The 22126-nt window shown below is 63.9% G+C and carries 28 protein-coding genes; 17 read left to right on the top strand and 11 right to left on the bottom strand.

Features of this window, described 5'->3' with window-relative positions:
* Positions 1 to 9: 9 nt before the first annotated feature.
* The 3 genes from ACVJ5M_RS24335 to ACVJ5M_RS24325 all read left to right on the top strand — a co-directional run bounded on the left by ACVJ5M_RS24335 (position 10) and on the right by ACVJ5M_RS24325 (position 1532).
* On the top strand, positions 10 to 180 hold the full coding sequence (locus ACVJ5M_RS24335) for a hypothetical protein (protein ID WP_167541702.1): 171 nt from the start codon (positions 10 to 12) through the stop codon (positions 178 to 180).
* Between the two features lie 672 nt (positions 181 to 852).
* Positions 853 to 1095 carry a hypothetical protein gene (locus ACVJ5M_RS24330; RefSeq protein WP_028152129.1) on the top strand — a complete coding sequence of 81 codons (243 nt, stop codon included), beginning with the start codon at positions 853 to 855 and terminating at the stop codon, positions 1093 to 1095.
* Between the two features lie 194 nt (positions 1096 to 1289).
* A complete protein-coding gene (locus ACVJ5M_RS24325; protein ID WP_283016550.1) occupies positions 1290 to 1532 on the top strand; it encodes a hypothetical protein in 243 nt (80 codons plus the stop codon).
* A 137-nt stretch (positions 1533 to 1669) separates the two neighbouring features.
* Here the strand turns inward: ACVJ5M_RS24325 and ACVJ5M_RS24320 are convergent, their stop codons facing one another.
* The 3 genes from ACVJ5M_RS24320 to ACVJ5M_RS24310 all read right to left on the bottom strand — a co-directional run bounded on the left by ACVJ5M_RS24320 (position 1670) and on the right by ACVJ5M_RS24310 (position 4155).
* Positions 1670 to 2062: an NUDIX hydrolase gene (locus ACVJ5M_RS24320; RefSeq protein ID WP_028152127.1), complete on the bottom strand. Its 393-nt coding sequence runs from the start codon at positions 2060 to 2062 to the stop codon at positions 1670 to 1672.
* A 97-nt stretch (positions 2063 to 2159) separates the two neighbouring features.
* A complete protein-coding gene (locus ACVJ5M_RS24315) occupies positions 2160 to 3245 on the bottom strand; it encodes an AI-2E family transporter (protein ID WP_085404720.1) in 1086 nt (361 codons plus the stop codon).
* A gap of 190 nt (positions 3246 to 3435) precedes the next feature.
* Positions 3436 to 4155, bottom strand: coding sequence for an outer membrane protein (locus tag ACVJ5M_RS24310; protein WP_283016552.1), 720 nt, complete (start codon positions 4153 to 4155; stop codon positions 3436 to 3438).
* Between the two features lie 256 nt (positions 4156 to 4411).
* On the opposite strand from ACVJ5M_RS24310, the gene ACVJ5M_RS24305 reads away from it, so the two are divergent.
* A complete protein-coding gene (locus ACVJ5M_RS24305; protein WP_166096636.1) occupies positions 4412 to 4636 on the top strand; it encodes a hypothetical protein in 225 nt (74 codons plus the stop codon).
* 292 nt (positions 4637 to 4928) lie between these two features.
* Positions 4929 to 6974 carry an acetoacetate--CoA ligase gene (locus tag ACVJ5M_RS24300; RefSeq protein ID WP_283016553.1) on the top strand — a complete coding sequence of 682 codons (2046 nt, stop codon included), beginning with the start codon at positions 4929 to 4931 and terminating at the stop codon, positions 6972 to 6974.
* Positions 6975 to 6980: 6 nt separating this feature from the next.
* Here ACVJ5M_RS24300 and ACVJ5M_RS24295 read toward each other — a convergent pair whose 3' ends face one another.
* The gene (locus tag ACVJ5M_RS24295; protein ID WP_223153539.1) at positions 6981 to 7196 is read right to left on the bottom strand and encodes a hypothetical protein; all 216 of its coding nucleotides are present in this window, start codon (positions 7194 to 7196) and stop codon (positions 6981 to 6983) included.
* A gap of 203 nt (positions 7197 to 7399) precedes the next feature.
* Here ACVJ5M_RS24295 and ACVJ5M_RS24290 point away from each other — a divergent pair, with 203 nt between their 5' ends.
* On the top strand, positions 7400 to 7702 hold the full coding sequence (locus ACVJ5M_RS24290; RefSeq protein ID WP_063983186.1) for a hypothetical protein: 303 nt from the start codon (positions 7400 to 7402) through the stop codon (positions 7700 to 7702).
* 5 nt (positions 7703 to 7707) lie between these two features.
* On the opposite strand, the gene ACVJ5M_RS24285 is transcribed toward ACVJ5M_RS24290, so the two are convergent.
* Both ACVJ5M_RS24285 and ACVJ5M_RS24280 read right to left on the bottom strand, forming a co-directional pair.
* Positions 7708 to 7941 (bottom strand): hypothetical protein, encoded by a 234-nt coding sequence (locus ACVJ5M_RS24285; RefSeq protein WP_166341191.1) that lies wholly within the window; start codon positions 7939 to 7941, stop codon positions 7708 to 7710.
* A 337-nt stretch (positions 7942 to 8278) separates the two neighbouring features.
* Positions 8279 to 8563 (bottom strand): hypothetical protein, encoded by a 285-nt coding sequence (locus tag ACVJ5M_RS24280; protein WP_283016554.1) that lies wholly within the window; start codon positions 8561 to 8563, stop codon positions 8279 to 8281.
* Positions 8564 to 8753: 190 nt separating this feature from the next.
* On the opposite strand from ACVJ5M_RS24280, the gene ACVJ5M_RS24275 reads away from it, so the two are divergent.
* The 3 genes from ACVJ5M_RS24275 (at position 8754) to ACVJ5M_RS24265 (ending at position 10384) form a co-directional block, all read left to right on the top strand.
* The gene (locus ACVJ5M_RS24275; protein ID WP_283016555.1) at positions 8754 to 9341 is read left to right on the top strand and encodes a formyltransferase family protein; all 588 of its coding nucleotides are present in this window, start codon (positions 8754 to 8756) and stop codon (positions 9339 to 9341) included.
* A gap of 208 nt (positions 9342 to 9549) precedes the next feature.
* Complete coding sequence (locus ACVJ5M_RS24270; RefSeq protein ID WP_014495138.1) at positions 9550 to 9894, top strand: hypothetical protein; 345 nt, start codon at positions 9550 to 9552, stop codon at positions 9892 to 9894.
* The gene (locus ACVJ5M_RS24265; protein WP_071913735.1) at positions 9839 to 10384 is read left to right on the top strand and encodes a hypothetical protein; all 546 of its coding nucleotides are present in this window, start codon (positions 9839 to 9841) and stop codon (positions 10382 to 10384) included. The genes ACVJ5M_RS24270 and ACVJ5M_RS24265 overlap by 56 nt, the downstream gene beginning before the upstream one ends.
* 59 nt (positions 10385 to 10443) lie before the next feature.
* Here ACVJ5M_RS24265 and ACVJ5M_RS24260 read toward each other — a convergent pair whose 3' ends face one another.
* Entirely contained in the window at positions 10444 to 10842 is a 399-nt protein-coding gene (locus ACVJ5M_RS24260; protein ID WP_283016556.1) for a RidA family protein, read from the bottom strand.
* 147 nt (positions 10843 to 10989) lie between these two features.
* On the opposite strand from ACVJ5M_RS24260, the gene ACVJ5M_RS24255 reads away from it, so the two are divergent.
* Both ACVJ5M_RS24255 and ACVJ5M_RS24250 read left to right on the top strand, forming a co-directional pair.
* A complete protein-coding gene (locus ACVJ5M_RS24255; RefSeq protein WP_283016557.1) occupies positions 10990 to 11865 on the top strand; it encodes a DMT family transporter in 876 nt (291 codons plus the stop codon).
* Positions 11866 to 12070: 205 nt separating this feature from the next.
* Complete coding sequence (locus ACVJ5M_RS24250; protein ID WP_283016558.1) at positions 12071 to 13498, top strand: caspase family protein; 1428 nt, start codon at positions 12071 to 12073, stop codon at positions 13496 to 13498.
* Positions 13499 to 13565: 67 nt separating this feature from the next.
* On the opposite strand, the gene ACVJ5M_RS24245 is transcribed toward ACVJ5M_RS24250, so the two are convergent.
* Positions 13566 to 14525, bottom strand: a complete 960-nt coding sequence (locus ACVJ5M_RS24245) for a LysR family transcriptional regulator (RefSeq protein WP_354099702.1) — start codon at positions 14523 to 14525, stop codon at positions 13566 to 13568.
* 125 nt (positions 14526 to 14650) lie between these two features.
* Here ACVJ5M_RS24245 and solA point away from each other — a divergent pair, with 125 nt between their 5' ends.
* The 5 genes from solA to ACVJ5M_RS24220 all read left to right on the top strand — a co-directional run bounded on the left by solA (position 14651) and on the right by ACVJ5M_RS24220 (position 19154).
* Positions 14651 to 15820 carry an N-methyl-L-tryptophan oxidase gene (gene solA, locus ACVJ5M_RS24240; RefSeq protein WP_283016560.1) on the top strand — a complete coding sequence of 390 codons (1170 nt, stop codon included), beginning with the start codon at positions 14651 to 14653 and terminating at the stop codon, positions 15818 to 15820.
* Between the two features lie 76 nt (positions 15821 to 15896).
* The gene (locus ACVJ5M_RS24235) at positions 15897 to 16709 is read left to right on the top strand and encodes a transporter substrate-binding domain-containing protein (protein WP_283016561.1); all 813 of its coding nucleotides are present in this window, start codon (positions 15897 to 15899) and stop codon (positions 16707 to 16709) included.
* 98 nt (positions 16710 to 16807) lie between these two features.
* On the top strand, positions 16808 to 17551 hold the full coding sequence (locus ACVJ5M_RS24230) for an amino acid ABC transporter permease (RefSeq protein WP_085404709.1): 744 nt from the start codon (positions 16808 to 16810) through the stop codon (positions 17549 to 17551).
* Entirely contained in the window at positions 17548 to 18390 is an 843-nt protein-coding gene (locus tag ACVJ5M_RS24225; RefSeq protein ID WP_283016562.1) for an amino acid ABC transporter permease, read from the top strand. The genes ACVJ5M_RS24230 and ACVJ5M_RS24225 overlap by 4 nt, the downstream gene beginning before the upstream one ends.
* A gap of 11 nt (positions 18391 to 18401) precedes the next feature.
* Complete coding sequence (locus ACVJ5M_RS24220; protein WP_354099703.1) at positions 18402 to 19154, top strand: amino acid ABC transporter ATP-binding protein; 753 nt, start codon at positions 18402 to 18404, stop codon at positions 19152 to 19154.
* A gap of 43 nt (positions 19155 to 19197) precedes the next feature.
* On the opposite strand, the gene ACVJ5M_RS24215 is transcribed toward ACVJ5M_RS24220, so the two are convergent.
* Both ACVJ5M_RS24215 and cysK read right to left on the bottom strand, forming a co-directional pair.
* Positions 19198 to 19437, bottom strand: a complete 240-nt coding sequence (locus ACVJ5M_RS24215) for a BrnA antitoxin family protein (RefSeq protein ID WP_028152108.1) — start codon at positions 19435 to 19437, stop codon at positions 19198 to 19200.
* Positions 19438 to 19440: 3 nt separating this feature from the next.
* Positions 19441 to 20418: a cysteine synthase A gene (gene cysK, locus ACVJ5M_RS24210; protein ID WP_283016563.1), complete on the bottom strand. Its 978-nt coding sequence runs from the start codon at positions 20416 to 20418 to the stop codon at positions 19441 to 19443.
* A 224-nt stretch (positions 20419 to 20642) separates the two neighbouring features.
* Between cysK and ACVJ5M_RS24205 the strand changes: the two genes are divergently transcribed.
* Positions 20643 to 20861, top strand: a complete 219-nt coding sequence (locus tag ACVJ5M_RS24205) for a hypothetical protein (RefSeq protein WP_085404705.1) — start codon at positions 20643 to 20645, stop codon at positions 20859 to 20861.
* Here ACVJ5M_RS24205 and tgt read toward each other — a convergent pair whose 3' ends face one another.
* Entirely contained in the window at positions 20862 to 22010 is a 1149-nt protein-coding gene (gene tgt, locus ACVJ5M_RS24200; RefSeq protein WP_283016564.1) for a tRNA guanosine(34) transglycosylase Tgt, read from the bottom strand.
* Between the last annotated feature and the right edge of the window lie 116 nt (positions 22011 to 22126).

The following is a 22126-nucleotide window of genomic DNA, read 5'->3' as shown; positions in this document are numbered from 1 at the left end:
AGGAACGGCATGTTTGAAATCAGCGGTTTCGACACGGCAGGCGTCGTCAGCCTCAAGCGGCTGTCACTCGCGGCCGCCCTCAAGAAGGCCCGAGAGCTCGTCGAAGACGGCTGCTGGGACGTTCAGATCGTCGATCCGGCCGGGCAGGTCTACACCTCGTTTGAGGAGCAAGCCGCTTAGCCGCCCCGCCCTTCGGCACTTTTCAGAAAGCACCCGTCCGGTCCGATCACGCTTCGCGAGCGGTGATCGTGATCGAAATGAAAACCCCAGCGCCTGGTAGGGAGCGCTGGGGCGTTTTCAAAATATCAATCGGTAAAAGCAATGAGGCCTTGATAGCACCGGTCTCGAAGCGCGCGTGTGAACTGGTTCACACGGCTCCGCCGATCTTCCCGCACCCACGTCCGGGTGTGGCTATCCGCCTCGGCCGACGTTGGACGAGGCATTATTGAGCCAGCGCGCCGTTGCTTCATCGCTCCAGCCGGGGACCGCGAAGCGTACGCGAGGATTCACTTCGGTGCCGAAACGATCGACCGGAGGATGGCGTGCCGCAGGATTGCGCGCGCGTGCGTGGTGCGCGGCGTCTGCAGACGTACACAAGACGATCAAGAGGCCCAGGGCCAAAACAAGACGCATCGTATCGGCTCCAATCGAGTCCGCTCTCCCTTATGTAATACGCCGACCGTCCCACCGCGATCTGACGCGGCTTCACAGCTAAGAGAGCGAAGCGCGAACGCGACGCTCTTGCGATGGAGCGAACCGCCGCTCAACTCCAGCGCGCCGCACCGTTGCCAACCAATTCGTTTGGGAGCACGCTCTCTCCAGGCGCTTAAGACGCCGCACAGGGAGAACCACATGAAGGAACCGGGCCTGGACGGCCGCCACCGCGACAAGGATGGCGCGATCAGCAAGAAGCACGGCAACACGCTGGTCGGTACGTTGCGGAAGATCTACGGAAAGGCATTTGCGGCAGGTTATCCGGATGCGACGCCGCTCAGCGAGGTCTTGCATCAATTGAACGAGACCTCGCTGAGCCAGTTGCGTCGCGATCACGACACCGGGCATCTCGGGCACAAGATCGACCACGCCTCGAAGTGAATGGACTTCACTTGGCCGATTTCGCTTGGCCGACTTCACTTACCCCACTTCACTTGGCCGACTTCGGGTCGTTGAAAAACCGACTCCGCCGACAGCCTCTCGGACGCAGGCTGCGCTATCGGTCGTCCCACCGTACTTGCCGTTTGAGCCATCGCTACCCCCGCGCTAGCATGAGCCCTTTTACGGAGGCTCATTTGAAGCAGTTCATTATCATCATCGCCGCGATCGCGCTCGCCGTGACCGCTCCCGCCCGCTCGCAGGCACTGGTCGATCCCAACAAGGTTGCCCCCGAATATCGCGAGGCGGCCGAGAAGCGCCGGGCCGAGCAGATGCGGCAACGCGAATGCGCGCTGAAGGCGGATCTCGACAAGGTGCTGCCCAGGGATCGCACCGTCTATCTCAACCACTGCCTGGACACGCTGGCGGTCAAGCAATAGCGGCTGGCTGGGGCCGTCTCGATCAGACCACCACCGTAGGCCGACCTGACCGCACGATGATCTGTCGATTTCGGGCTCGTGTTGTGGACCAGCGGGCGATTTGTCGCACCGGCGCCGCGAAGACGCGGCCCCCCTCCTCACTGGCGCCGCGGCTTGCTCGGAAACAGCCGATCGCGGATGTAGCGCGAGGTCGGCGTCAGGCGGATGCCGCGCGGCTTCTGCCAGGCGGCCCGGTCGATCTCCTTCTTGTCGCCGATCTCGAGCCTGCCCTTGGCACCCTTGGCGATGAAGATCGCGTCGCTCATCTTGCGACCGGAGCGCTTATTCCTGGCCGTCACTTCCTTCCACAGGCTGATCCGGCCGAGCTTCAGCTTGGGCAGCTCCTCCTTGATCTCCCGCCGCAGGCAGTCCTTGTCGGACTCGCGCGAACGCTTGCGGCCGCCCGGGAACATCCACAGGCCGTCCGACCGCCGTCTGACCAACAATACCTTGCCGCGTTTTGCGGCAACCAGCTTGGAAGACTTCGCCATTACTGCCGTAGATCGAAAACAGAATCGCCCTATCGTAACTTGTCTAGTTGAATAGACAAGTTCGCGGGGCGCTTTGACCACAGCCCGTGCGAGCAGCTCAGCTTTCGCTCGCCGCCGCCCGGTCCTCGGTCCTGATCCAGGCCATCATCAACTCCCAGGCCACCGACAGGATGATCGGCCCGATGAACAGGCCGACGATACCGTGGGCGAGCGTACCGCCGATCACGCCGACGAAGATCACGATGGTCGGCGTGGTGAGGCCGCGCCCCATCACCAGCGGCTTCAACATGGTGTCGATGAAGCCGACGAGGACGAGAAACACGGTGAGCAGCAGCGCCGTGGTGACGTCCTTGGCGGTCCAGATCCAGATGATCACCGGCAGGATCACCAGGAACGCGCCGATCTGCACGATCGACAGCAATAGCACGATGAAGGCGAGCAGGCCGGCGCTCGGCACGGCTGCCATCTTGAAGCCGATGCCGGCGAGCAGCGCCTGCACGATGGCGACGCCGATCACGCCTTGCGCCACGGCGCGGATGGTGGCGCCCCCAAGCTCGAGAAAATGCTCGCTCTGCTCGGGCACGATGCGAAACAGGAAGCCGCGCCCGGCCGCAACCAGCCGCGGCCCATGCGGAAACAGGAAGCCGGCGACGAACACCGAGACCAGAAACTGGAGCGTGCCGAGGCTCGCATCGCCCGCAAGCGACAACAGGGGTCCCGCCAGCGGCTGGAGATAGGGCGCAACCTCGCGCAGCACCGCACGGATGTTGTTGTAAGCCTGATCCCAGAGATCAAAGAGCCAAGGGCCGACCACCGGCCACGACTTGAGCTGCTCCGGCGCCGACTGCAGCGCGAGATCGCCGGTGCCGAGCTGCTTCGCCAGTTCGCGCGCACCGTCCACCGCGCTGAGGCCGAGCCAGGTCGCCGGGCCAATGACGATGCCGAGCGTGATCAGGGTGAGGATCGCGGCCGCGGTCTTCGGGCGGCCGCCGAGGATCTTGGCGACCCAGCTGAAGGCCGGATAGAACGCGACCGCGAGCACGGCGCTCCAGGCCAGGATCGGCACGAACGGGCGGATGATCAGGAAGGTCCAGATGATCAGCAGGCCAAGCAGGCCGACCCGGATCAGGAGCTGGATGATGTCCTCTCCCGTCAGGAGCTGACGGAGACTTTTCACGGGCACGCCTTTCCTTGCGGCATTGACGCGGGTTCCGGCACTTGCGCGGCAAAGCGTTATTGCCAGCCGCGCATCCGGCGTCAAGACGACCGGGCCCGCGGCTGCGCGAGGGATCGGACCGCTGCGCCGCCCGGCGCGGCATCAGCTGTCGCCGAACGGGTTGGTCCAGTCGGCCGAGCGGTGGCGCTCCCTCCGCTCAGAAGTGGTAGTTCACGCCCACCGTGCCGGTCTGGATGTTCAGCTTCACATTGGCTGGAGTCGCCACCAGATTGCCTGTCGTCACCGGCTGCTCGGTGATCGTGCCGAAGCCCATATAGTTGTACTCGGCCCGCACCGACCAGTTCGGCATGAACATCCACTCGATGCCGCCGCCGGCAAGCCAGCCGGTGCGATTGAAGCTGCCCGAGGCGGAACCGGCGAGCGGGCCGGCAAGGCCGTTGTTGACGCTATACTTGTCGCGGGTGAAGGCCGCGCCACCCTTGGCGTAGAGCAGCACGCGGTCGAAGGCGACGCCGAAACGGCCGGCGACCGTGGCGATGTAGTCGTTCTTCAGCGACAGGTTGAAGCCGGCACCGCCACCGAACGGGCCGCCGGCATTGAGTGTGACGCTGGACCAGGCGCCGGTGCCTTCGAGGCCGATCACGAAATTGCTGATCTGGTAGTTGCCGCCGATCTGGCCCCCGACGATGCCGCCGCTGGCCGTGGCCGAGCTCCAAGTCGCTGTCGGATCGGTCGGGTCGATGCCGGTCCATTTGCTCCAGGCGCCGCCGCCATGCGCGCCGATGTAGAAGGCGGTCCAGCTGAAGATCTGGGCCGCCACCGGCGCTTTGACCGGCGCGGGCGCAATGATGTCAGCTGCAAATGCCGGCGTTCCCAATGACAGCAGCACAGACGCCAAAACCAGTTTCTTCCGCATGATCTCACCCCCAAATTGTCCGCCCTCCGACCGAGGCGACGATGAAATCTAGCTGTGGGATCACGCGCGCGCTTGGACCAATCGGCGACGCGATTTGGACTGACGGGCGCTCGTCAGACCCGGGAAGCTCCTGCAACGCCGCGACCGGAGCCCGGTTTGGCTAACGGCGATTAACCGGATTTCCCGAGGTCAGTTTACGCCGATGCAAATCCCCGCACCTACGCTTCTCGCCAACATTCAAAAACACTGATGTGCAATGGCCAACAGCATCTGGACGACCGAAGAATTCACCTGCGCGGGTTGCAGCATGAACTACACCGCGACACGGGAAGAGCACAGCGAAGCCCACACCGGCAGCTTCAAATGCAGCATCTGCAGCGGCGTGGTGCACACCTGGTCGGGGAAGCACCACTTCTTCGGCTGGCAAGCGGTGAAGACAAAACCGCCGGTGTTCGGAAGGCGGTGGGCGGGCGTGCAGTGACAGGCGCCAGCGATGGTCTCGGTACCGTAGCCCAATTGAGGCGACGGCCCGCCTCCACGCCGTCATTGCGAGCGTAGCGAAGCAATCCAGAGGCTTTCCGCGGCGACGGTCTGGATTGCTTCGCTACGCTCGCGATGACGAATCCATTGAAGTAAACGTGTTGCGCCACTCCAACGTGCTGCTGGTGCTCGCAGACCCACTACTGCCGTCATCGCAGTCTGCGCGAACTATGGCTTCTGCTACTCTGCGGCGCAGGATAGACTTTCCGCCCCGCAATAGAAGCTGACACGCAATGACCGCACCCTTCGTTCCTCAGATCGCCCTCTACCGCAACTGGCTCGCCGAGCAGCGTGGCCTTTCCTTCGCGAATTACGAGGAGATGCGGCAGTGGTCGGTGCGCGATCTCGACGGCTTCTGGCGCAGCATCTGGGACTATTACGATCTGCAATCGCCGACGCCGTTTGCGGCCGTGATCACCGAGCGCAAGATGCCGGGCGCGGTGTGGTTTCCCGGTGCGCAGGTCAACTATGCGCGGCAGGTGTTCCGGCACGTTGAGGCCGCCGTCGCTGCCGGCCTGCCCGCGATCGTCAGTAGCGGCGAGGACGGCAAGCTCAACGAAACGAGCTGGCCGGAGCTGCGGCGCAAGGCGGCGGCGCTCGCGCTGCATCTGAAGGAGAAGGGCATCAAGCCCGGTGACCGGATCGCGGCCTACCTGCCCAACATCCCCGAAACCATCATCGCGTTTCTGGCGAGCGCCAGCATCGGCGCGGTCTGGAGCGTCTGTGCGCCCGATATGGCTGCGCCCGCCGTGATCGACCGCTTCAAGCAGATCGAGCCGAAGGTGCTGATCGCCTGCGATGCCGTCACCTATGCCGGCCGCCGGCATGATCGCAAAGACGTCGTCGCGGAGCTGTGGCGATCGCTGCCGACGGTCGAGCACGTCATCCTGCACAGCGAGGCCGCGCCCGCAGCGCCGGACGCCCTGCTCGCCGACATCGTCGCAAGGACGGGCGCCGCGATCGACGCGTTCGAGCCGGCCTGGCTGCCGTTCGATCATCCGCTCTGGATCGTCTATTCCAGCGGCACCACCGGCCTGCCGAAACCGATCGTGCACGGCCATGGCGGCATCGTCATCGTGGTGCTGGCGCTGCTGGGCCTGCACAACGACCTCGGCTGCTCCTACCACGAGAACTCGTTCGGCGAGCGCTATCACTGGTACTCTTCGACCGGCTGGATCATGTGGAATTCTCAGGTCGGCGGCCTGCTCAGCGGCACCACCTGCTGCATCTTCGACGGCAGCCCGGGCGGCACCAAGGACAAGCCGGACTGGACCACGCTGTGGCGGTTCGTGGCACAGTCGAAAGCGACCTTCTTCGGCGCCGGAGCGGCGTTCTTCGCCAACTGCGCCAAAGCCGAGATCGATCTCACTGCGGCCGGCGATCTGTCGCGGCTGCGTTGCCTCGGCTCGACCGGCTCGCCGCTCAGCGCCGATACGCAAGCCTGGTTCAACGATCGCTTTACGGCGTTGTCGAAAATCAACGGCAGCAAGGCGCAGGCCGACATCTGGTGGGCGAATATCTCCGGCGGCACGGATTTCGCCGGTGCCTTCATCGGCGGCAACCGCGAATTGCCGCAGACCCCGGGCGCGATGCAGTGCCGCCTGCTCGGCGCGGCGGTCGAAGCCTTCAGCGAGCAGGGCCGCGCCGTCATCGACGAGGTCGGCGAGCTCGTCTGTACCGAGCCGATGCCCTCGATGCCGCTCCGTTTCTGGAACGACAAGGGCGATGCGCGCTATCGCGCCAGCTATTTCGAGACCTATCCGGACAATTTCGACGGCAGCGGCCGCGGGCCGGTGTGGCGGCACGGCGACTGGCTCAAGGTCAATCCGGACGGCTCCTGCATCATCTATGGCCGCAGCGATGCGACCATCAACCGGCACGGCCTGCGCATGGGCACGAGCGAGCTCTATTCCGCGATCGAAGCGCTGCCGGAGGTGCTGGATAGCCTCGTCGTCGACCTCGAATATCTCGGCCGCGACAGCTACATGCCGCTGTTCGTGGTGCTGCGCGAGGGCACAGCCTTCGACGCTGCGATGCAGGCCAGGATCAACAAGGCGATCGAGGCCGGCCTGTCCCGCCGATTCCTGCCGAACGAGATCTTTGCCGTCGCCGAGATCCCGCGCACGCTGTCGGGCAAGAAGCAGGAGCTGCCGATCAAGAAGCTGCTGCTCGGCCAGCCCGTCGAAAAGGTCATCAACAGGGAGGCGATGGCCAATCCCGCCTGCCTCGACTGGTATCTCGCCTTCGCCCGCGATTATCTCGCTCGAACCGCGGCGTAGCTTCGATCAACCGCCGCCGAAATTGGAAGGATCGAGATTCCTGTTCTCCGACGGCGGGATCGGCGGCCACCCGGGAAATTTGTACCAGCCGGGCGGGACCGGCGCGTCCTCGGGCAGTTGGACGGCGACGTGATGGCGCGGGCGGGCATGATGCGCCGGCGCGGCAGCCGCCGACGCGCATGTTGCAATCAGGAGGACCAAAGCCAGGACAGACCGCATCATACGTGCTCCAGACGTCCACCCAAGCACTATGTGGTGCGGGAACCACGCTGGGACGACGCATCGCACCGTCACGATGTCTCACATCGGCGGCATCGCTGCTGCCGGGAGACGCCGGAGATCAACCCAATTGCGCCAATGGCGTTTGGATTCCGTTCACCGATCGCCGCTAGATCAGGATGGATCCTCCGCGACGAACAGCAGCTATGGCCGATCTCAACGCAGTCCTCTCCAGGCTCAACGACCGCCTGCTCCGCCTCGAAGGCGAGCTGTTCGTCCTGCGCTCGCTGGCGCGCGCGACGCTGACGGCGGGCGACGACCATGCGGCGCGCATGCGCAAGCTGGTCGAGGCCGCAAAGGTCGCGCTCGACGACGAGGCCAAACGTGAGCTCGACAAACCGACGCGCAAATATGTCGATGCGGCAACCGCGCTGGTGGAGGAACTTCTGGTCGAGCCGACCCAGGCACGGCCGCTGTTCACCGTCATCGACGGTGGCCGGCGCGACTGAGCGCGTCAGATCGGACGTATCCCGCGGGGATCCGCGGACTGGGCCTTCAGCCGGCTGAGCCCCTCCTCGATGATCGCGATCTCCTCGTCGATCTTGCCGATCGGCAGGCTGAAATCATAGCCGGACCTGCTCTTCAGATCGACCGCGAGCCGTTGCCTGTGCATCATCAGCTCGTCGAGCCCACGGCGGTTCTTCAGCCGCACATAGGCGTCCACGATCTGCTCAATTGCGCTCGGCATGAAATCGGCCCCGGCAAAAAAGCCCACGCGGCGCACCCACGCCGGCGGGACATTTTTGGTGTCGCGGTACGCAATACAAATCCGCGACGGATTCGTCGATATGACAGGCAGGTTGAGAACGCGTTACCGTTTGATGATTTCGTGATGGCGCCGGCATGAAAAGCCGCTGGCGATCACTCGCCAGCGGCCAAAGCCGGGTTCGAAAACGGATTCGGAATCAAATTTGGCCAGCCCCGGTTGGTGCATTCTAGCGGCACACGGGGGCTGCTTATGTTAGAAATGAAACAGAGGAACCGGCGGATACATCATTTGCTGTCGATGTGGCCGCCCGGCAACGCTAATCCGTGACGCAAAAATACTTGCGCGGCAGCCTGCGGTAGGCGCTGTAGCGGTAGTACGGCCTGTAGGCGTAGCCGCGATAGAGTGCGGGCGGCTCCCCGCCGTAATAGGCGCCGTGGTAGAAATTATAGACCGGCCCTTCGGCGCAACGATAGGCATCCCACGTCGGACCGATGAACGGCGCCACCCCGACCTCGGGCGGGACCGCCGGATACGGCCCGCCGGCGCGCGCTGGCGTGGCTACGCTCAGTCCCGCGAGAAGGAAAAACCACGCGCTTCGCATGCGCTCGCTCCTGATACGGTGCAATACGCGCATGGAAGCACCGGAACGGCCGGCTGCGCAATCGCGGAGCCCGTCGCGCCCCCGCGCCCGGTGCATTGTTGATAACCGGCACAAACCGCCCGCGGCTGGTGACAGGACGCACCGACGTGTTATCGGGGGATGACGCAGTTGCGAGACGGATCGGACACCCATGCGCATTACCCTCGTCGGCTCCCGCCATTTCGGCGTGACCACCCTGAACATGCTCCGGGAGCACGGCGTCCCGATCGTGCGGGTCGTCGTGGCCGACGCCGAGGATCGCCTCGCGGCGAGCGCCAGGGCGGCTGGCATCGAGGTGACGGTCCAGGCCAATCCGAAGCTGGTGGTCGCCTCCGAAATCGGCCCCGACACCGACCTGATCATCACCGCCCACAGCCACGCCCGGATCGGCAAGGACGCCCTGGCCGCCGCGAAGTACGGCGGGATCGGCTATCATCCCTCGCTGCTGCCGCGTCATCGGGGCAAAGCCGCTGTGGAATGGACCATCAAGGAAGGCGATCCGATCGCCGGCGGCACGATCTATCATCTTGCCGACCGCATGGACGCCGGCGCCATCGCCGCCCAGGACTGGTGCTTCGTCAGGAAGGGCGAGACGGCTCGCGAGCTCTGGGAGCGTGCGCTCGCTCCGCTCGGCCTCAAGCTGCTGGCCGACGTGATCGACTACGTCAAGGTCCACAAGGCGCTGCCCTCCAAGGTTCAGGACGAGCAGTTCGCCACCTTGGCGCCAAGTCTTTCGTGAGTCCCTTCCGCAGTCCTTCCCCTGAGTCTCTCCTGACGTTTACCCTTAACGTGAAGGCGCGTTGATTCTGCTTCGAAAATTGGAGCCGGAAACACAAATAAATTATTGTTTCCACTGGAACAATTTTCGCTTTGGCAATGCAACAAATTTCCGTCACATTTGGGCCGAATAAGCGTCAGCATATCAGACAGATTCAAGGACGGAATTCATGCGTTTTGGTCGCATTACGGCATTCTGTGCCGCTTCAGTTATCACCCTCGCCGCTCCCGCTTTCGCCCAGACCCCCTATGACGGCAACTGGCATGTCACCATCGTGACCAAGAGCGGTACCTGCGAGCCGACCGCGAGCTCCATGCTGACGGTTGCCGACGGCAAGATCACCGCGCCCGGCGCTAACGTTTCCGGCACCATCGGCAGCGGGGGACTTGTGAAAGTTTCGATCAATGGTGCATATGCCAACGGTCAACTCAGCGGCAACGCCGGATCGGGGAAGTGGAATGGAGCATCTGCAGGCATACCGTGCAGTGGGCGGTGGGAAGCATCGCGCCAGTAAGAAATTCGGGATCAGCGTCGTGAGCCGGCGGCTGCTGATCGCGGCCGCCGTTTTGTTTGCGGCGGGGATCGCCAACTCTGAGAGCCAGGCCCAGTCCGGCCCGTTCGCCCCGCTGGCGGGGAGCTGGAGCGGTGCCGGCACCGTCACGCTCGATGACGGCTCGACCGAGCGGATCCGCTGCCGGGCCAGATACGCCCCGATCGGACCGACGATGGAGATGTCGCTGACCTGCGCCAGCGACGCCTACAAGTTCAATCTCGGCGCCAACGTCAGGGCTGAAGGCGGCACTATTGGCGGCAGCTGGTCCGAGGCCAGCCGCAACATCTCCGGCTCGCTCCAGGGCCGCGGTGCCGGCGGAAACTACGAGCTGGTCGCCTCGACCGCCGGCTTCAACGCCAACATCTCGCTGAAGACGTCCGGCAACAAGCAGAGCGTCACGATGCGCGCGGACAGCCAGTTCCGCGGCGCCAACATCTCGCTGTCGCGCTAAGGCGGACCGCGTTCAAGCCAAAAGCCCCGGCGATTCCGCCGGGGCTTTTTTTATCCGTTTTATACGTTCGGTACGAACGCCGTGACCTCGATTTCGACCTTGGCGCGCTCGTCCACGAGACCGCCGATGTAGAGCAGCGTCGAGGGCGGAAAATTGCGCCCCAGCGTTTCCTTCCAGGCCGCGCCGATGCCGGCCCCGGCCGATTCATATTCGCTGCGGCTGGTCAGGTACCAGGTCAGGCGGACGATGTGCTCCGGGCCGGCTCCGGCCTCGCCCAGCAGCTTGATGATCCGCTTCAGCGCGGTTGCGACCTGCGCCGCCATGTCAGGCGCGTAATTGCCGGTCTCGTCGCCGCCGGTCTGTCCGGCCAGCACCACCCAGCGGCCCGGCCCTTCGGCCACCACACCGTGAGAAAAGCCCCGCGGTTTCTTCCATTCAGCCGGCTGCAAGATTTGCATGAGCGAAGATCTCCCTTTTCTTGTTGTTCAATGATGCCTTAGCACGCCGCCCTGCATCGCTGCATCCGCAGTTTTGGCCGTTGCAAACGCCGGCGATGTCGCCGATACCGGCCCTCCCCTCAGGCTCGATCGCCCGCACCAGCAACGATGACCGCGACACCGTCCAAAACGATGGCTGCACTGTGGATGGCCGGCTGGCTGACGCTGATGCTGGTCATGGCGGTTGCCGGCCGCGAGACCACGCGCGAGCTGAACGTTTTCCAGATCATGGAAGTACGCTCGGCGATCGGCTTTACGCTGCTGCTGCCGATCATCTACCGGGCCGGCGGTTTCAAGGCGGTCTCGACCAAACGCCTGCCCCAGCACCTCGCGCGCAACGGGGTCCATTATTTCGCGCAGCTCGGCTGGTTCTACGCACTGACACTGATCGGGATCGGCCAGGTCGTCGCGATCGAATTCACCATGCCGATCTGGACTGCGCTGCTGGCCGCAACGTTCCTGTCCGAGCGCATGACCGTCTGGAAGATCGCCGCCATCGCGCTCGGCATCGTCGGCGTCGTCATGATCGTGCGGCCCGCCACCGGCGAGATCAATCCGGGCCAGTTGATCGCACTGGGGGCCGCGATCGGCTTCAGCATTTCCATGATCTTGGCGAAATCGTTGACCCGGACCGAGAGCGCATTGTCGATCCTGTTCTGGATGATCGTCGTGCAGATGGTCGTGGGCCTGCTGCCGACGCTCTACGTCTGGACCTGGCCGTCAACCACTCTCTGGGGGTGGCTCTTCGTCATCGGGGTCTGCGGCACATTCTCGCACTATTGCCTCGCCAGCGCGCTCCGCTACGCGGATGCAACCATCGTGGTGCCGATGGACTTCTTGCGGGTGCCGCTCACCGCGACTGTCGGCTGGCTGCTGTATTCGGAGCGGCTCGACGCCTGGACCGTGCTCGGCGCGACGCTGATCCTGTGCGGCAATCTCCTGAACCTGAAGCCGACCGCCCCGGTTCCCGCCCGCGCGCAGTGAACCCGCGCGCAGCCTCGCGCGACAAAACCGAAGTGGCCGTGTGATCTGGATCACGTTGGAGGGTCATTCCATCGTGCACATTCGGCCACACAGCAGCGGGTTGAATACGACGTACTGCCGTTTTGGTGGCGCGAAGTCGGGCACTTCGTGTAGGTTCGTTGCCAATTTGTTGCTGCCTGCAATTCGATTCTGTTGGGGATTTCAGATGCGCACTCTCACCCTGCTCGCTTCGCTGATGTGCATGGCACTGTCGGTCAGTGCCGCGAAGGCCGACCGCCGTGTCGCCTTCGTCGTCGGCAACGGCTCCTACAAGAACGTCGCACAATTGCCGAACCCGCCGATCGACGCCAAGGCGATGGCGGCGACCCTGCGCAATGTCGGCTTCGAGGTGATCGAAGGATCCAACCTCACCCGCGACCAGATGACGGAGAAGCTCCTGGACTTCGGCCGCAAGGCGCAAGGCTCCGATGTCGCAGTGTTCTACTACGCCGGCCACGGCATCGCCGTCAGCGGCAGCAACTACCTTCTGCCTGTCGACGCCGACATCAAGTCGGAGATGGACGTCAAGCTCGGCGCAGCCATCAACATCGACCTGACGCTCGAGCAGACCATGGGCGACGCCAAGGTCAAGCTCGTCTTCCTCGACGCCTGCCGCGACAATCCGTTCGCCGCCAAGATCAAGTCGAACTCGGCAACGCGCAGCGTCAACGTGCAGAGCGGTCTTGCCGAGATGAAGTCGGGCGAAGGCACACTGATCGCGTTCGCCACCGGCCCGGGCCAGACCGCGCTCGACGGCCAGGAGGGCAACAACAGCCCGTTCACCCGCGCGCTGATCGACAACATCACCAAGCCCGGCGTCGAGATCCAGCAGGCGATGACCTCGGTGCGCGCCCAGGTCAACGAAGAGACCCGCAAGGGCCAGCTTCCCTGGGGCCACACCAACCTGATCGGCGCGGTCTATCTCAACCCGTCGCAGCAGACGCAGGTTGCCAACGCAGCCCCGACCGCTTCCGGAATCGTGCCGGCGGCAGCGAGCAGCTCCGACGGTGTCGAGCTCGAGTACTGGCGCTCGGTCAAGGAATCCAACAAGCCGGAAGAGCTCAACGCCTATCTCTCGGCCTATCCGAACGGCCAGTTCAAGGCGCTGGCGCTGGCGCGGCTTGCGGCGATCAAGAGCGGCCCGTCCACGGCGACCCGCAATCTGAACTCCGGGATCGATCCCGCCACCTTCACCGATGACTCCACCCAGCTCACCGAGGATCAGATCGGCCTCGACAAGGGCCAGCGCCGCGACGTGCAGCGCCGCCTGACCGGGCTCGGCTTCGACACCAAGGTGACCGGTGCCTTCACCGACGAGACCCGCTCGGTGCTGAAGCGCTGGCAAGCCGCCCGCGGTTATCCGTCGACCGGCTACCTCAACAAGCTCCAGCACAAGGCCCTGCTGTCCGAGATCGTGGCGGCCGCGCCGGCCACCGCGAGCGACGACAGCGCGAAGCCGGCACGGCGTGCTGCCCCGGCCCAGGCCCAGAGCGGCGCACCGGTTCAGCATCGCAACAGCGGCGGCGGCGATGCCGGCGCGGCCTTCGTCGGCGGTGTCGTCGGCGGCATGATGGGCGGCATGTTCCGCCGCTGAGGCGAGACCCGGCTCCAAAACGCAAAAAGGCCCGGCGAGAGCCGGGCCTTTTTCGTGGTGGCAATGGCTAGTAGTCTTGGGTGAACCAAGGCACGAGCGTCCGGATCCGCGGCATCGCCTGCATCGTAATGCTCGTCCGAGCCATCTCCGCGATGCGCGGCGCCAGTGACGAGAGATCGCCACGGCAGGTCACCAGAAGCAGCTCACGAAAAAATCCGGGGCCCGGCAGAGGGAGAGCGCTGACTTGACCAGCGTGAGCGAGCCCCTGCAACAGACACAGCGGCGTGGTGATCGCCACGCCCATCCCGGTGGCGACCATGGCGACCAGGCTGTCCGAGGTGTCAAACTCAAAGGCCCGCGGTGGGCGAATGCCCAAACGGCTCAGGTGGCGCTCGACCTGAGCGCCTGCATAGGAGCGTTCGCTGTACCGGACCAGGCGATGCCGGGTCAGGATCTCCCGCAAATCAAGGTCAGCAAATTCGGCTTCCAATCCGCGCGGCACCACCAGCAGATTTGGCTCGCGGTAAAACGGGAAGCGCTCGATATCATACAGGTCATCCATCGCATCGCATGTGATCGCCGCGTCGATCGTTCGGTGGACCAGCGCCTCGGCATGCGAGTGAGCAAGGCCCGACCAAACGGACAGGCTCAGTGCGACCTCGCCCGTCATGAGCTCCTTGACGAGGTGTGCGCCGACCGTGGCGGCATAGGAGTCGATCAGGCCGAGCCTCAGATCGACACGCTCAGGCAGGTTCGCTGCGTCCCGGAGCGCGCTGAGTAACGTGTCAAAGTCGCGATTCAGATCGCGAACACGGCCAGCAAGGATGCGGCCTGCCCGCGTCAGTGTAAGCGGCCTCCGGCTACGGTTGAAGAACGCGACGCCGATCGAGGCCTCGGCCCGCCGCACAGCCTGAGAAACCGCTGATTGCGTCATCCCGAACTGACGGGACGCCTGAAGCATGCTGCCGGACTCCGCGACGGCAGCGACAATCTGCAAGCTTCGCAAGTCTGGAACAGGTGGCGTCATATCTATAGCTTAAGCAGAAGTTATACTAACATGCAAATTGCCTTCATTATATGAATTATCCTTGTAGGAGAGCCGCATCCGAAAGCAGACTTCGGATCGTCCTAACAATTAAGCCGTTCCGATCGATGAGCGAGCAAGCGGATATTCTGGTGATCGGCCTCGGTGCCATGGGCAGCGCGGCCCTCTATCAACTGGCCAAGCGAGGGGTAAAGGCGGTCGGCCTCGATCGCTTTGCCCCGCCCCACACGATGGGATCCAGCCACGGCGAAACCCGCATCACCCGGCAGGCGGTCGGCGAAGGCCGCGATTACGTGCCCCTGGTGCTGGATACGCACCGGATCTGGCGTGAGCTCGAAGCCGAGACGTCTGCCGAGCTGCTGAACCCATGCGGCCTCGTCGTCATGGCGCCCGGTGTCGGCGAGACGTCGCACCACGGCAAGCCGGATTTCGTCGCGCGCTCGATTGGGGCCGCGCGTGACTTCGGCATCGCTCATGAAGTGATCGACGGGCGAGAGGTGGCTCATCGCTTCCCGCAGTTCCTGAATCTCCAGGGTAACGAGAAGGCCTATTACGAGCCCGGCGGAGGGTACGTTTTTCCAGAGCGCTGCATCAAGGCGCAGCTGACGCGCGCGGAACAGCTCGGCGCAACGATCCGCACGGGAGTCGAGGTTCTCTCGATCGCGCAGCGCGGCTCCGCCGTTCGGGTGGAAACGTCCTCGGGCACATTCGAGGCGGACCAGGTGGTGGTGTCGGCAGGCGGCTGGAATGCCCACCTGCTCGGCGCGCCGTTTGACCGCGTGCTTACGGTGAAGCGGCAGGTGCTGCACTGGTACGAGCTCGAGGATACCAGCGCGTATCGCGCCGACGCCCCTGTGTTCATCTGGATGCATGGCGCGACGGATGTCGACTACCTCTACGGCTTCCCGCCTTTGCCTGGCGATCGTCGTCTCAAGGTCGCGACCGAGCAGTACGAGACCAACACGACGGCCGACGCCATCGACCGCACCGTCGATCCCGCGGAATCGGCTGAAATGTACCGGAAGCACGTCGCGGGGCGGCTCGCCGGCGCCACGCCGCGCGTCGCGCAGGCGGCTGCCTGCATCTACACGGTGACGCCCGATCGGGGCTTCATCATCGACCGCCATCCCGACCAGGACCGGATTTGTGTCGTCTCGGCGTGCTCGGGCCACGGCTTCAAGCACTCGGCAGGTATCGGCAACGTCGTCGCCGGGATGGTGACCGACGGTCGAAGCGCGATCGACCTCAGCCCATTCTCCATCTCCCGTTTTTCGTGACGTTTGGCACGAGCCTTGTATCTTGAACAAGCGCGCTCAACGCGCGTCGTGATCACAATCCTGGAGGCGTCATCCGATGAGAGACATTGTCCGTTCCATGATGACAGGCATCGCGGCGCTGCTGATGCTTGGCAGTGCCCAAGCCGCCGATGGCGTCGATGCCATCAAGCAGCGCGGCACGTTGAATGTCGGCGTCAAGGCTGACTACAAGCCCTTCGGCTTCCGCGATCCCACGGGATACGTGGTCGGCATCGAGCCGGATCTCGCCGCAGACATTGCCAAACGCCTCGGCGTCAAACTCGAACTCGTTCCGGTCGCGGCCTCCAACAGGATCGAATTTCTTCAGCAGGGAAAGGTCGACCTGCTGATCGCGACCATGTCGGACAGGCCGGAGCGCCGTCGCGTGGTTCAAGCCATCGAACCGCTATACTACTCGGACTATGTGAACATCCTTCTCAACAAGAAGTCCGGCATCAAGGACTGGGCCGAGCTCAAGGGAAAACCCGTCTGTGCAACGTCGGGGGCCTGGTACAACAAGGACGTTGCCAAATCCTACGGCCCCGAAATCGTTGCGTTTGACGGCTCGGAGAAGCCTCTGTTCGCCATGAAGCAGGGCAACTGCATCGGCTATGTCTACGATCAGACCTTCCTGCAAGGCAAGCTGCTCGAGGACGAGTGGAAGGCGGACTACGACTTGCCCCTGAAAGGTATTTTGCCATCGCCATGGATGATCGCTGTCGCGCTCGACAATGCCAGCCTTCAGAAGCTGCTCGAAGATACGACAAAGGACTGGATGAAGACCGGCTTCATCGTGGCAGCGGAAAAGAAGTGGGGCATTACGCCGACCGAGTATTCGCTGCTCATGCACGAGCAATACAAGGACAAATAGACGCGTAAGGCGGAGCGCCAGATCCGTCTTGCGCTCCGAGCAGGTCGAGCCAATGCACTGATACGAGGCATCGCCTCAACAGTTTGGTGTCGCGCAAAATGCACGAAATCGGCGACTGGTTTCAACGGCTCTACGAAACGACGGGGCTGAATTTCTCCGTATTCTACGATGCCTACGATTGGGACCGCTATTTCGGCGGGCTCAAGATGACGTTGCTTCTGAGTGTCACGACCATCCTGCTGAGCCTGATCATCGGCGCGGTGGGCGCCTTGCTGCAGGGCAGTCCGTCGATGCTGTTGCGGTTGCCCGTCAATGCTTTCGTGGTGGTGTTCCGCAACACGCCGCCGCTGGTCCAGATCTTCTTTTTCTATTTCGGCCTCGGCACCATGCTCCCAGCCGTCGAGGCGGCGGGCATGCGCGTTCCGCTGCTGAGCAACGTCCAATGGGCCATCATTTCGCTGTCGCTGTTCGCGGGCGCCTTCAACGTCGAAATCTTCCGCTCCGGCATCGAGGCGGTGCCGAGGACGACGCTGGAAGCCGCGGAGGCGCTCGGATACACGCGCCTCAAGGCTTACGTCCATATCGTCCTTCCGCTGGCCATTCGCGTCTGCCTTCCCGCACTGAACAACAACCTCGTCAACCTGCTCAAGACGACCACCCTCGCCTACGCGATCGCCGTTCCCGAGACGCTGTATGCGGTCAAGCAGATCTGGTCGGAATCGCAGAACGTCTTCGAAATGATGGTCGTATTGCTGGCGACCTACGGCATCCTTGTCGGCGTCCTCGTCTGGCTGATGCATCGCTGGGAGCGGGCGATGCGCATCCCGGGATATGCCCGATGAAAGGCGCCCAGCCCGAGCACAGGCTTGCCGTCCTTCTGCCGTACCGTCCCGCGCCGCCCCGGATGTCCGTGCGGATCGGCCCGCTGGCCGCCGCGATCCTTTGTTTCTGCGCCATCATGGCCGCGTCCACCGCGTGGGCGCAGACCGGTCCGGCGGTGCTGTCCCCGCTGCAAATCATCGTGAAGTGGTCGCCGCTGCTGCTGCGCGGGTTCGCCTTCAACATCTTGATCTCCCTGCTCGCCATGCTGCTGGGGACCGTCGCCGGGCTTGGCCTGGGTCTGGGGTTGTTGTCGGAGTTTCGACCGCTCGCCGCCGTCAGCTGGCTCCTGACTCAATTCTTCCGCAACGCGCCCTGGCTGGTGCTGCTGTTCTTCGTCATGTTTCTGGTGCCCTTCCAGGTCACCCTCTTCAAGACGACCATCCCCTTGCCGGACTGGATCAAGGCAACGGTCGGCTTCGCATTGCCTGTCATGGCGAATGTCGCCGAGGTCGTGCGCGGTGCCGTCCGCTCCATTCCGTCGACGCAATGGGAGGCGGCGGAATCGCTCTCGTTCACACGGCGCCAGACGATGTGGCTGATCATGCTGCCACAGTGCATCAAGCGCATGCTGCCGCCCTGGATGAACGTCTATGCGCTGGTCGCGATGTCGACGGTGCTGGCATCGATCGTCGGTGTTTCGGAGATGCTCACGCTGACGGCGCAGGTGCATGCCGCCGAAGGCGGCAGGCCGGAGCTGTTCGCGCCGCTCTACGGTTTCGCGCTGCTGTGTTTCTTTCTCTACTGTTATCCGATCAACCTCTGGACCGCTCGTCTCGAGCGTCGGTTCCGCATACGCTGAGGAAGCAGAGCATGGCCACGAGCTGGACTCCGGATCAGCCCATCGTCCAATGCGTCGACGTCAGAAAGTCGTTCGGAGCTCTCGAGGTTCTGAAAGGCATCAGCCTGTCGGTCAAAAAGAGCGAGGTGATCTGTATCATCGGCCCGTCCGGATCAGGAAAATCCACGCTGATCCGCTGCATCAATGCGCTCCAGCCGATCACGTCCGGCAGCATTCAGATCGAAGGCATCGAGGTGTCCGATCCCAGGCTCGACAAGCTGGCGCTTCGCCGCAAGGTCGGGATGGTCTTTCAGCAGTACAATCTTTTCCCGCACAAGACCGCGCTCCAGAACGTGATGATGGCGCCGATCCATGTTCTCGGCCAGAAACGTGCCGAGGTCGAAGCGCGCGCCCGGGCGCTGCTTGCCAAGGTTCGGCTCGCGGGGAAGGAGGATACCTATCCCGGCGAGCTCTCCGGCGGACAGCAGCAGCGCGTGGCTATCGCCCGCTCGCTGGCGATGCGACCGGACATCATGTTGTTCGACGAAGTCACGGCCGCCCTCGATCCGGAAACGGTCAACGAGGTCCTGGTCACCATCCGGGAGCTTGCCGAGGATGGCATGACATGCCTCCTCGTCACCCATGAGATGAACTTCGCGCGTGAGGTCGCCGATCACGTCTACTTCACCGACCGCGGTGTGATCGTCGAGCACGGGCCGCCGGAAGCCTTGTTTACGGCGGCCAAGGACGAGCGAACGCAGCGGTTTCTGTCGCAGGTCCTCTGAGTTCGCCGGCGCGCCGCCCTTCGGCGCCCCTGGGCAGGAGGCGCTACTTCCCCGCCGCCTTGCGCAACGCCTCGTTGATGCGGTCCTGCCAGCCCGGACCGCCCTGCTGGAAGAACTCCAGCACATCCTGGTCGATGCGCAGCGTGACCTGCTCCTTGATTCCCGGCGCTACGTTCGGCTTCGGTGGCGCCACGGCGACCTTGGCGGTCACCTTCTTGAACGCCGCCTCGGCCTCCGACCGCGCATCGCCAAGCGTGCGCGGCCGCCTCGGTTGATCCGTCATGTCCTAGATTCCCTCAAACAGAGCCGTCGAAAGATACCGCTCGGAGAAGGACGGCACTATAGCCAGAATGGTTTTTCCCGCAGCTTCCGGCCGCTTGCCGATCTGGAGCGCAGCTGCGATCGCCGCGCCCGAGGAAATGCCGCCGGGGATGCCCTCATGCCGCGCCAGCGCCCGGGCGGTCTCGATCGCGGTCGTCGAGTTGATCTTCACGATCTCGTCAATCACCGAGCGGTCGAGGATGTCGGGCACGAAGCCGGCGCCGATGCCCTGGATCTTGTGCGGCGTGTGCTGGCCGCCTGAGAGCACCGGGCTTTCCTCCGGCTCGACCGCCACGACCCGCAAGGACGGCTTGCGCGGCTTGAGCACCTGGCCGACGCCGGTGATGGTGCCGCCGGTACCGACGCCGGCGACGAAGATATCGACGTTGCCGCCGGTGTCGTTCCAGATCTCCTCGGCGGTGGTGCGGCGGTGCACCTCGGGATTGGCGAGGTTCTTGAACTGCTGCGGCATGACCGAATTCGGCGTCGTCTTCAGGAGCTCCTCGGCGGTTGCGATCGCGCCCTTCATGCCCTGTGCCGCCGGCGTCAGCACCAGCTCGGCGCCGAGAAAGGCCAGCATCTTGCGCCGCTCGATCGACATCGATTCCGGCATCACCAGCTTGAGCCGGTAACCGCGCGAGGCCGCGACGAAGGCGAGCGCGATGCCGGTGTTGCCCGAGGTCGGCTCGATCAGCACGGTGTCGGGCTTGACGATGCCGGCCTTCTCCATCGCGATGATCATGGCCGCGCCGATGCGATCCTTCACGCTCGCGGCGGGATTGAAATATTCAAGTTTTGCCAAAATCGTCGCGTTGACGCCGTGCATGCCCGGCAGCCGCTGCAAGCGCACGATCGGCGTGTCGCCAAAGGCCTCGACGATCGAAGAGTAGATCCGGCCGCGGCCGGGCTGGTGCGCTGCACCCGTGTTGGACGATGCGTCCATGATGAACTCCCTGTGACGACAATTTCTGTTTCTGCAGCGTCTCTTGTGCAGTAACGGACAGCTTGGGACGACACGCAAGCGACAATGCGGCACATGTTAAATACGCTGCATCGCAAAATCGCGTGAGCTGTAATTATCAGAAAACCAACGCATTTGTGTTGCGACCTCGTCAACTGATTCGGTCTATGTTAGACTTAGGTCTCAAAGCCAGAGAGGTCACCACGATGTCAGCAGTCGCTGAAGTGTTGTCGACCGTCGCACATCACCGCGCCCCGCGTTGCAGCGAGTTGCCGACCTGCCCGGTCTGCGCCGACTCGATGGTCGCCGCCGAAGCATCCGCCTACATCTCTGACCATATGATCAGCTATCTCTGGACCTGCGACAATTGCGGCTATGGCTTCGTGACCAAGCACGCCGTCAAGCAGCGGATCGTCTGCAACTGACTAGCGCGGGGCGATGTCGCCCCTCGCCCAGTCTTGGCGCGTACGCTGGTAGAACTCGTCGAACGTTCCGTGTGCGATCGCGTCCCTGATGCCCTGCATCAGGAACTGGTAATAGGCGATATTGATCTCGGAGAGCAGCATGGCGCCCAGCGTCTCGCCCGCCTTGACGAGATGATGCAGGTAGGCGCGCGCGTAGTTGCGCGCCGACGGCCAGGAACTCTCTTCGTCGAGCGGACGCGGATCGTCGGCGTGGCGCGCGTTGCGCAGATTGACCTGACCGAAGCGGGTGAAGGCGACGCCGTGACGGCCATTGCGCGTCGGCATCACGCAATCGAACATGTCGATGCCGCGCTTCACGGCTTCGAGGATGTCATCAGGCGTGCCGACCCCCATCAAATAGCGCGGCCGCTCTTTCGGCAGCAGCGGCGCGGTCTCGTCGATCATCGCCAGCATCACCGCCTGCGGCTCGCCGACGGCAAGGCCGCCGATCGCATAGCCGTGAAAGCCGATTGCAACGAGGCCCTCGGCGCTGGCGTGACGAAGCTGCGGCACGTCGCCGCCCTGCACGATGCCGAACAGCATGTAACCGTCGGGCGCACTCTCGAATGCGCGCTTGCTTCGCTCTGCCCAGCGCAGCGACAGCCGCATCGCCCGTTCGATGTCGTCCCGCTCGGCCGGTAGCCGCACGCATTCGTCCATCTGCATGGCAATGTCGGAGCCCAGGAAGCGCTGCACCTCGATCGAGCGCTCCGGTGACAGCTCGACCTTGGCGCCGTCGATATGCGAACGGAATGTGACGGCGTTCTCGGTGACCTTGCGCAGGTCCGACAGCGACATCACCTGGAAGCCGCCGGAATCCGTCAACATCGGCCCGTTCCAGCCGGTGAACCGCTGCAGGCCGCCGAGCGCCGAGATCCGCTCGGCGCCGGGACGCAGCATCAGATGATAGGTGTTGCCGAGCACGATGTCGGCGCCGGCCTCGCGCACCTCGCGCCAGTGCATGCCCTTCATGGCGCCGGCGGTTCCGACCGGCATGAAGGCCGGCGTCCGCACCACGCCATGCGGCGTGGTCAGGCGCCCGGTGCGCGCGGCGCCATCGGTGGCGAGCAGCTCGAAGTGATTGGGTAGACCGACGTCAGGAAGATTCATGGTCGTGCTTATTGCGTGTCGGAAGAGGCTGATCAACCCGCTCGGACCACGCCAGAGCCGGCTTGTGGCTCAGAGCGGGACACATTTGACGCCGACTTGATCGCCCGGCGCGCTTG

The organism is Bradyrhizobium sp. S3.7.6 (assembly GCF_054061875.1).
Note: the sequence above shows the minus strand (reverse complement) of the source record. Positions and strands in the feature narration are given on the sequence as shown.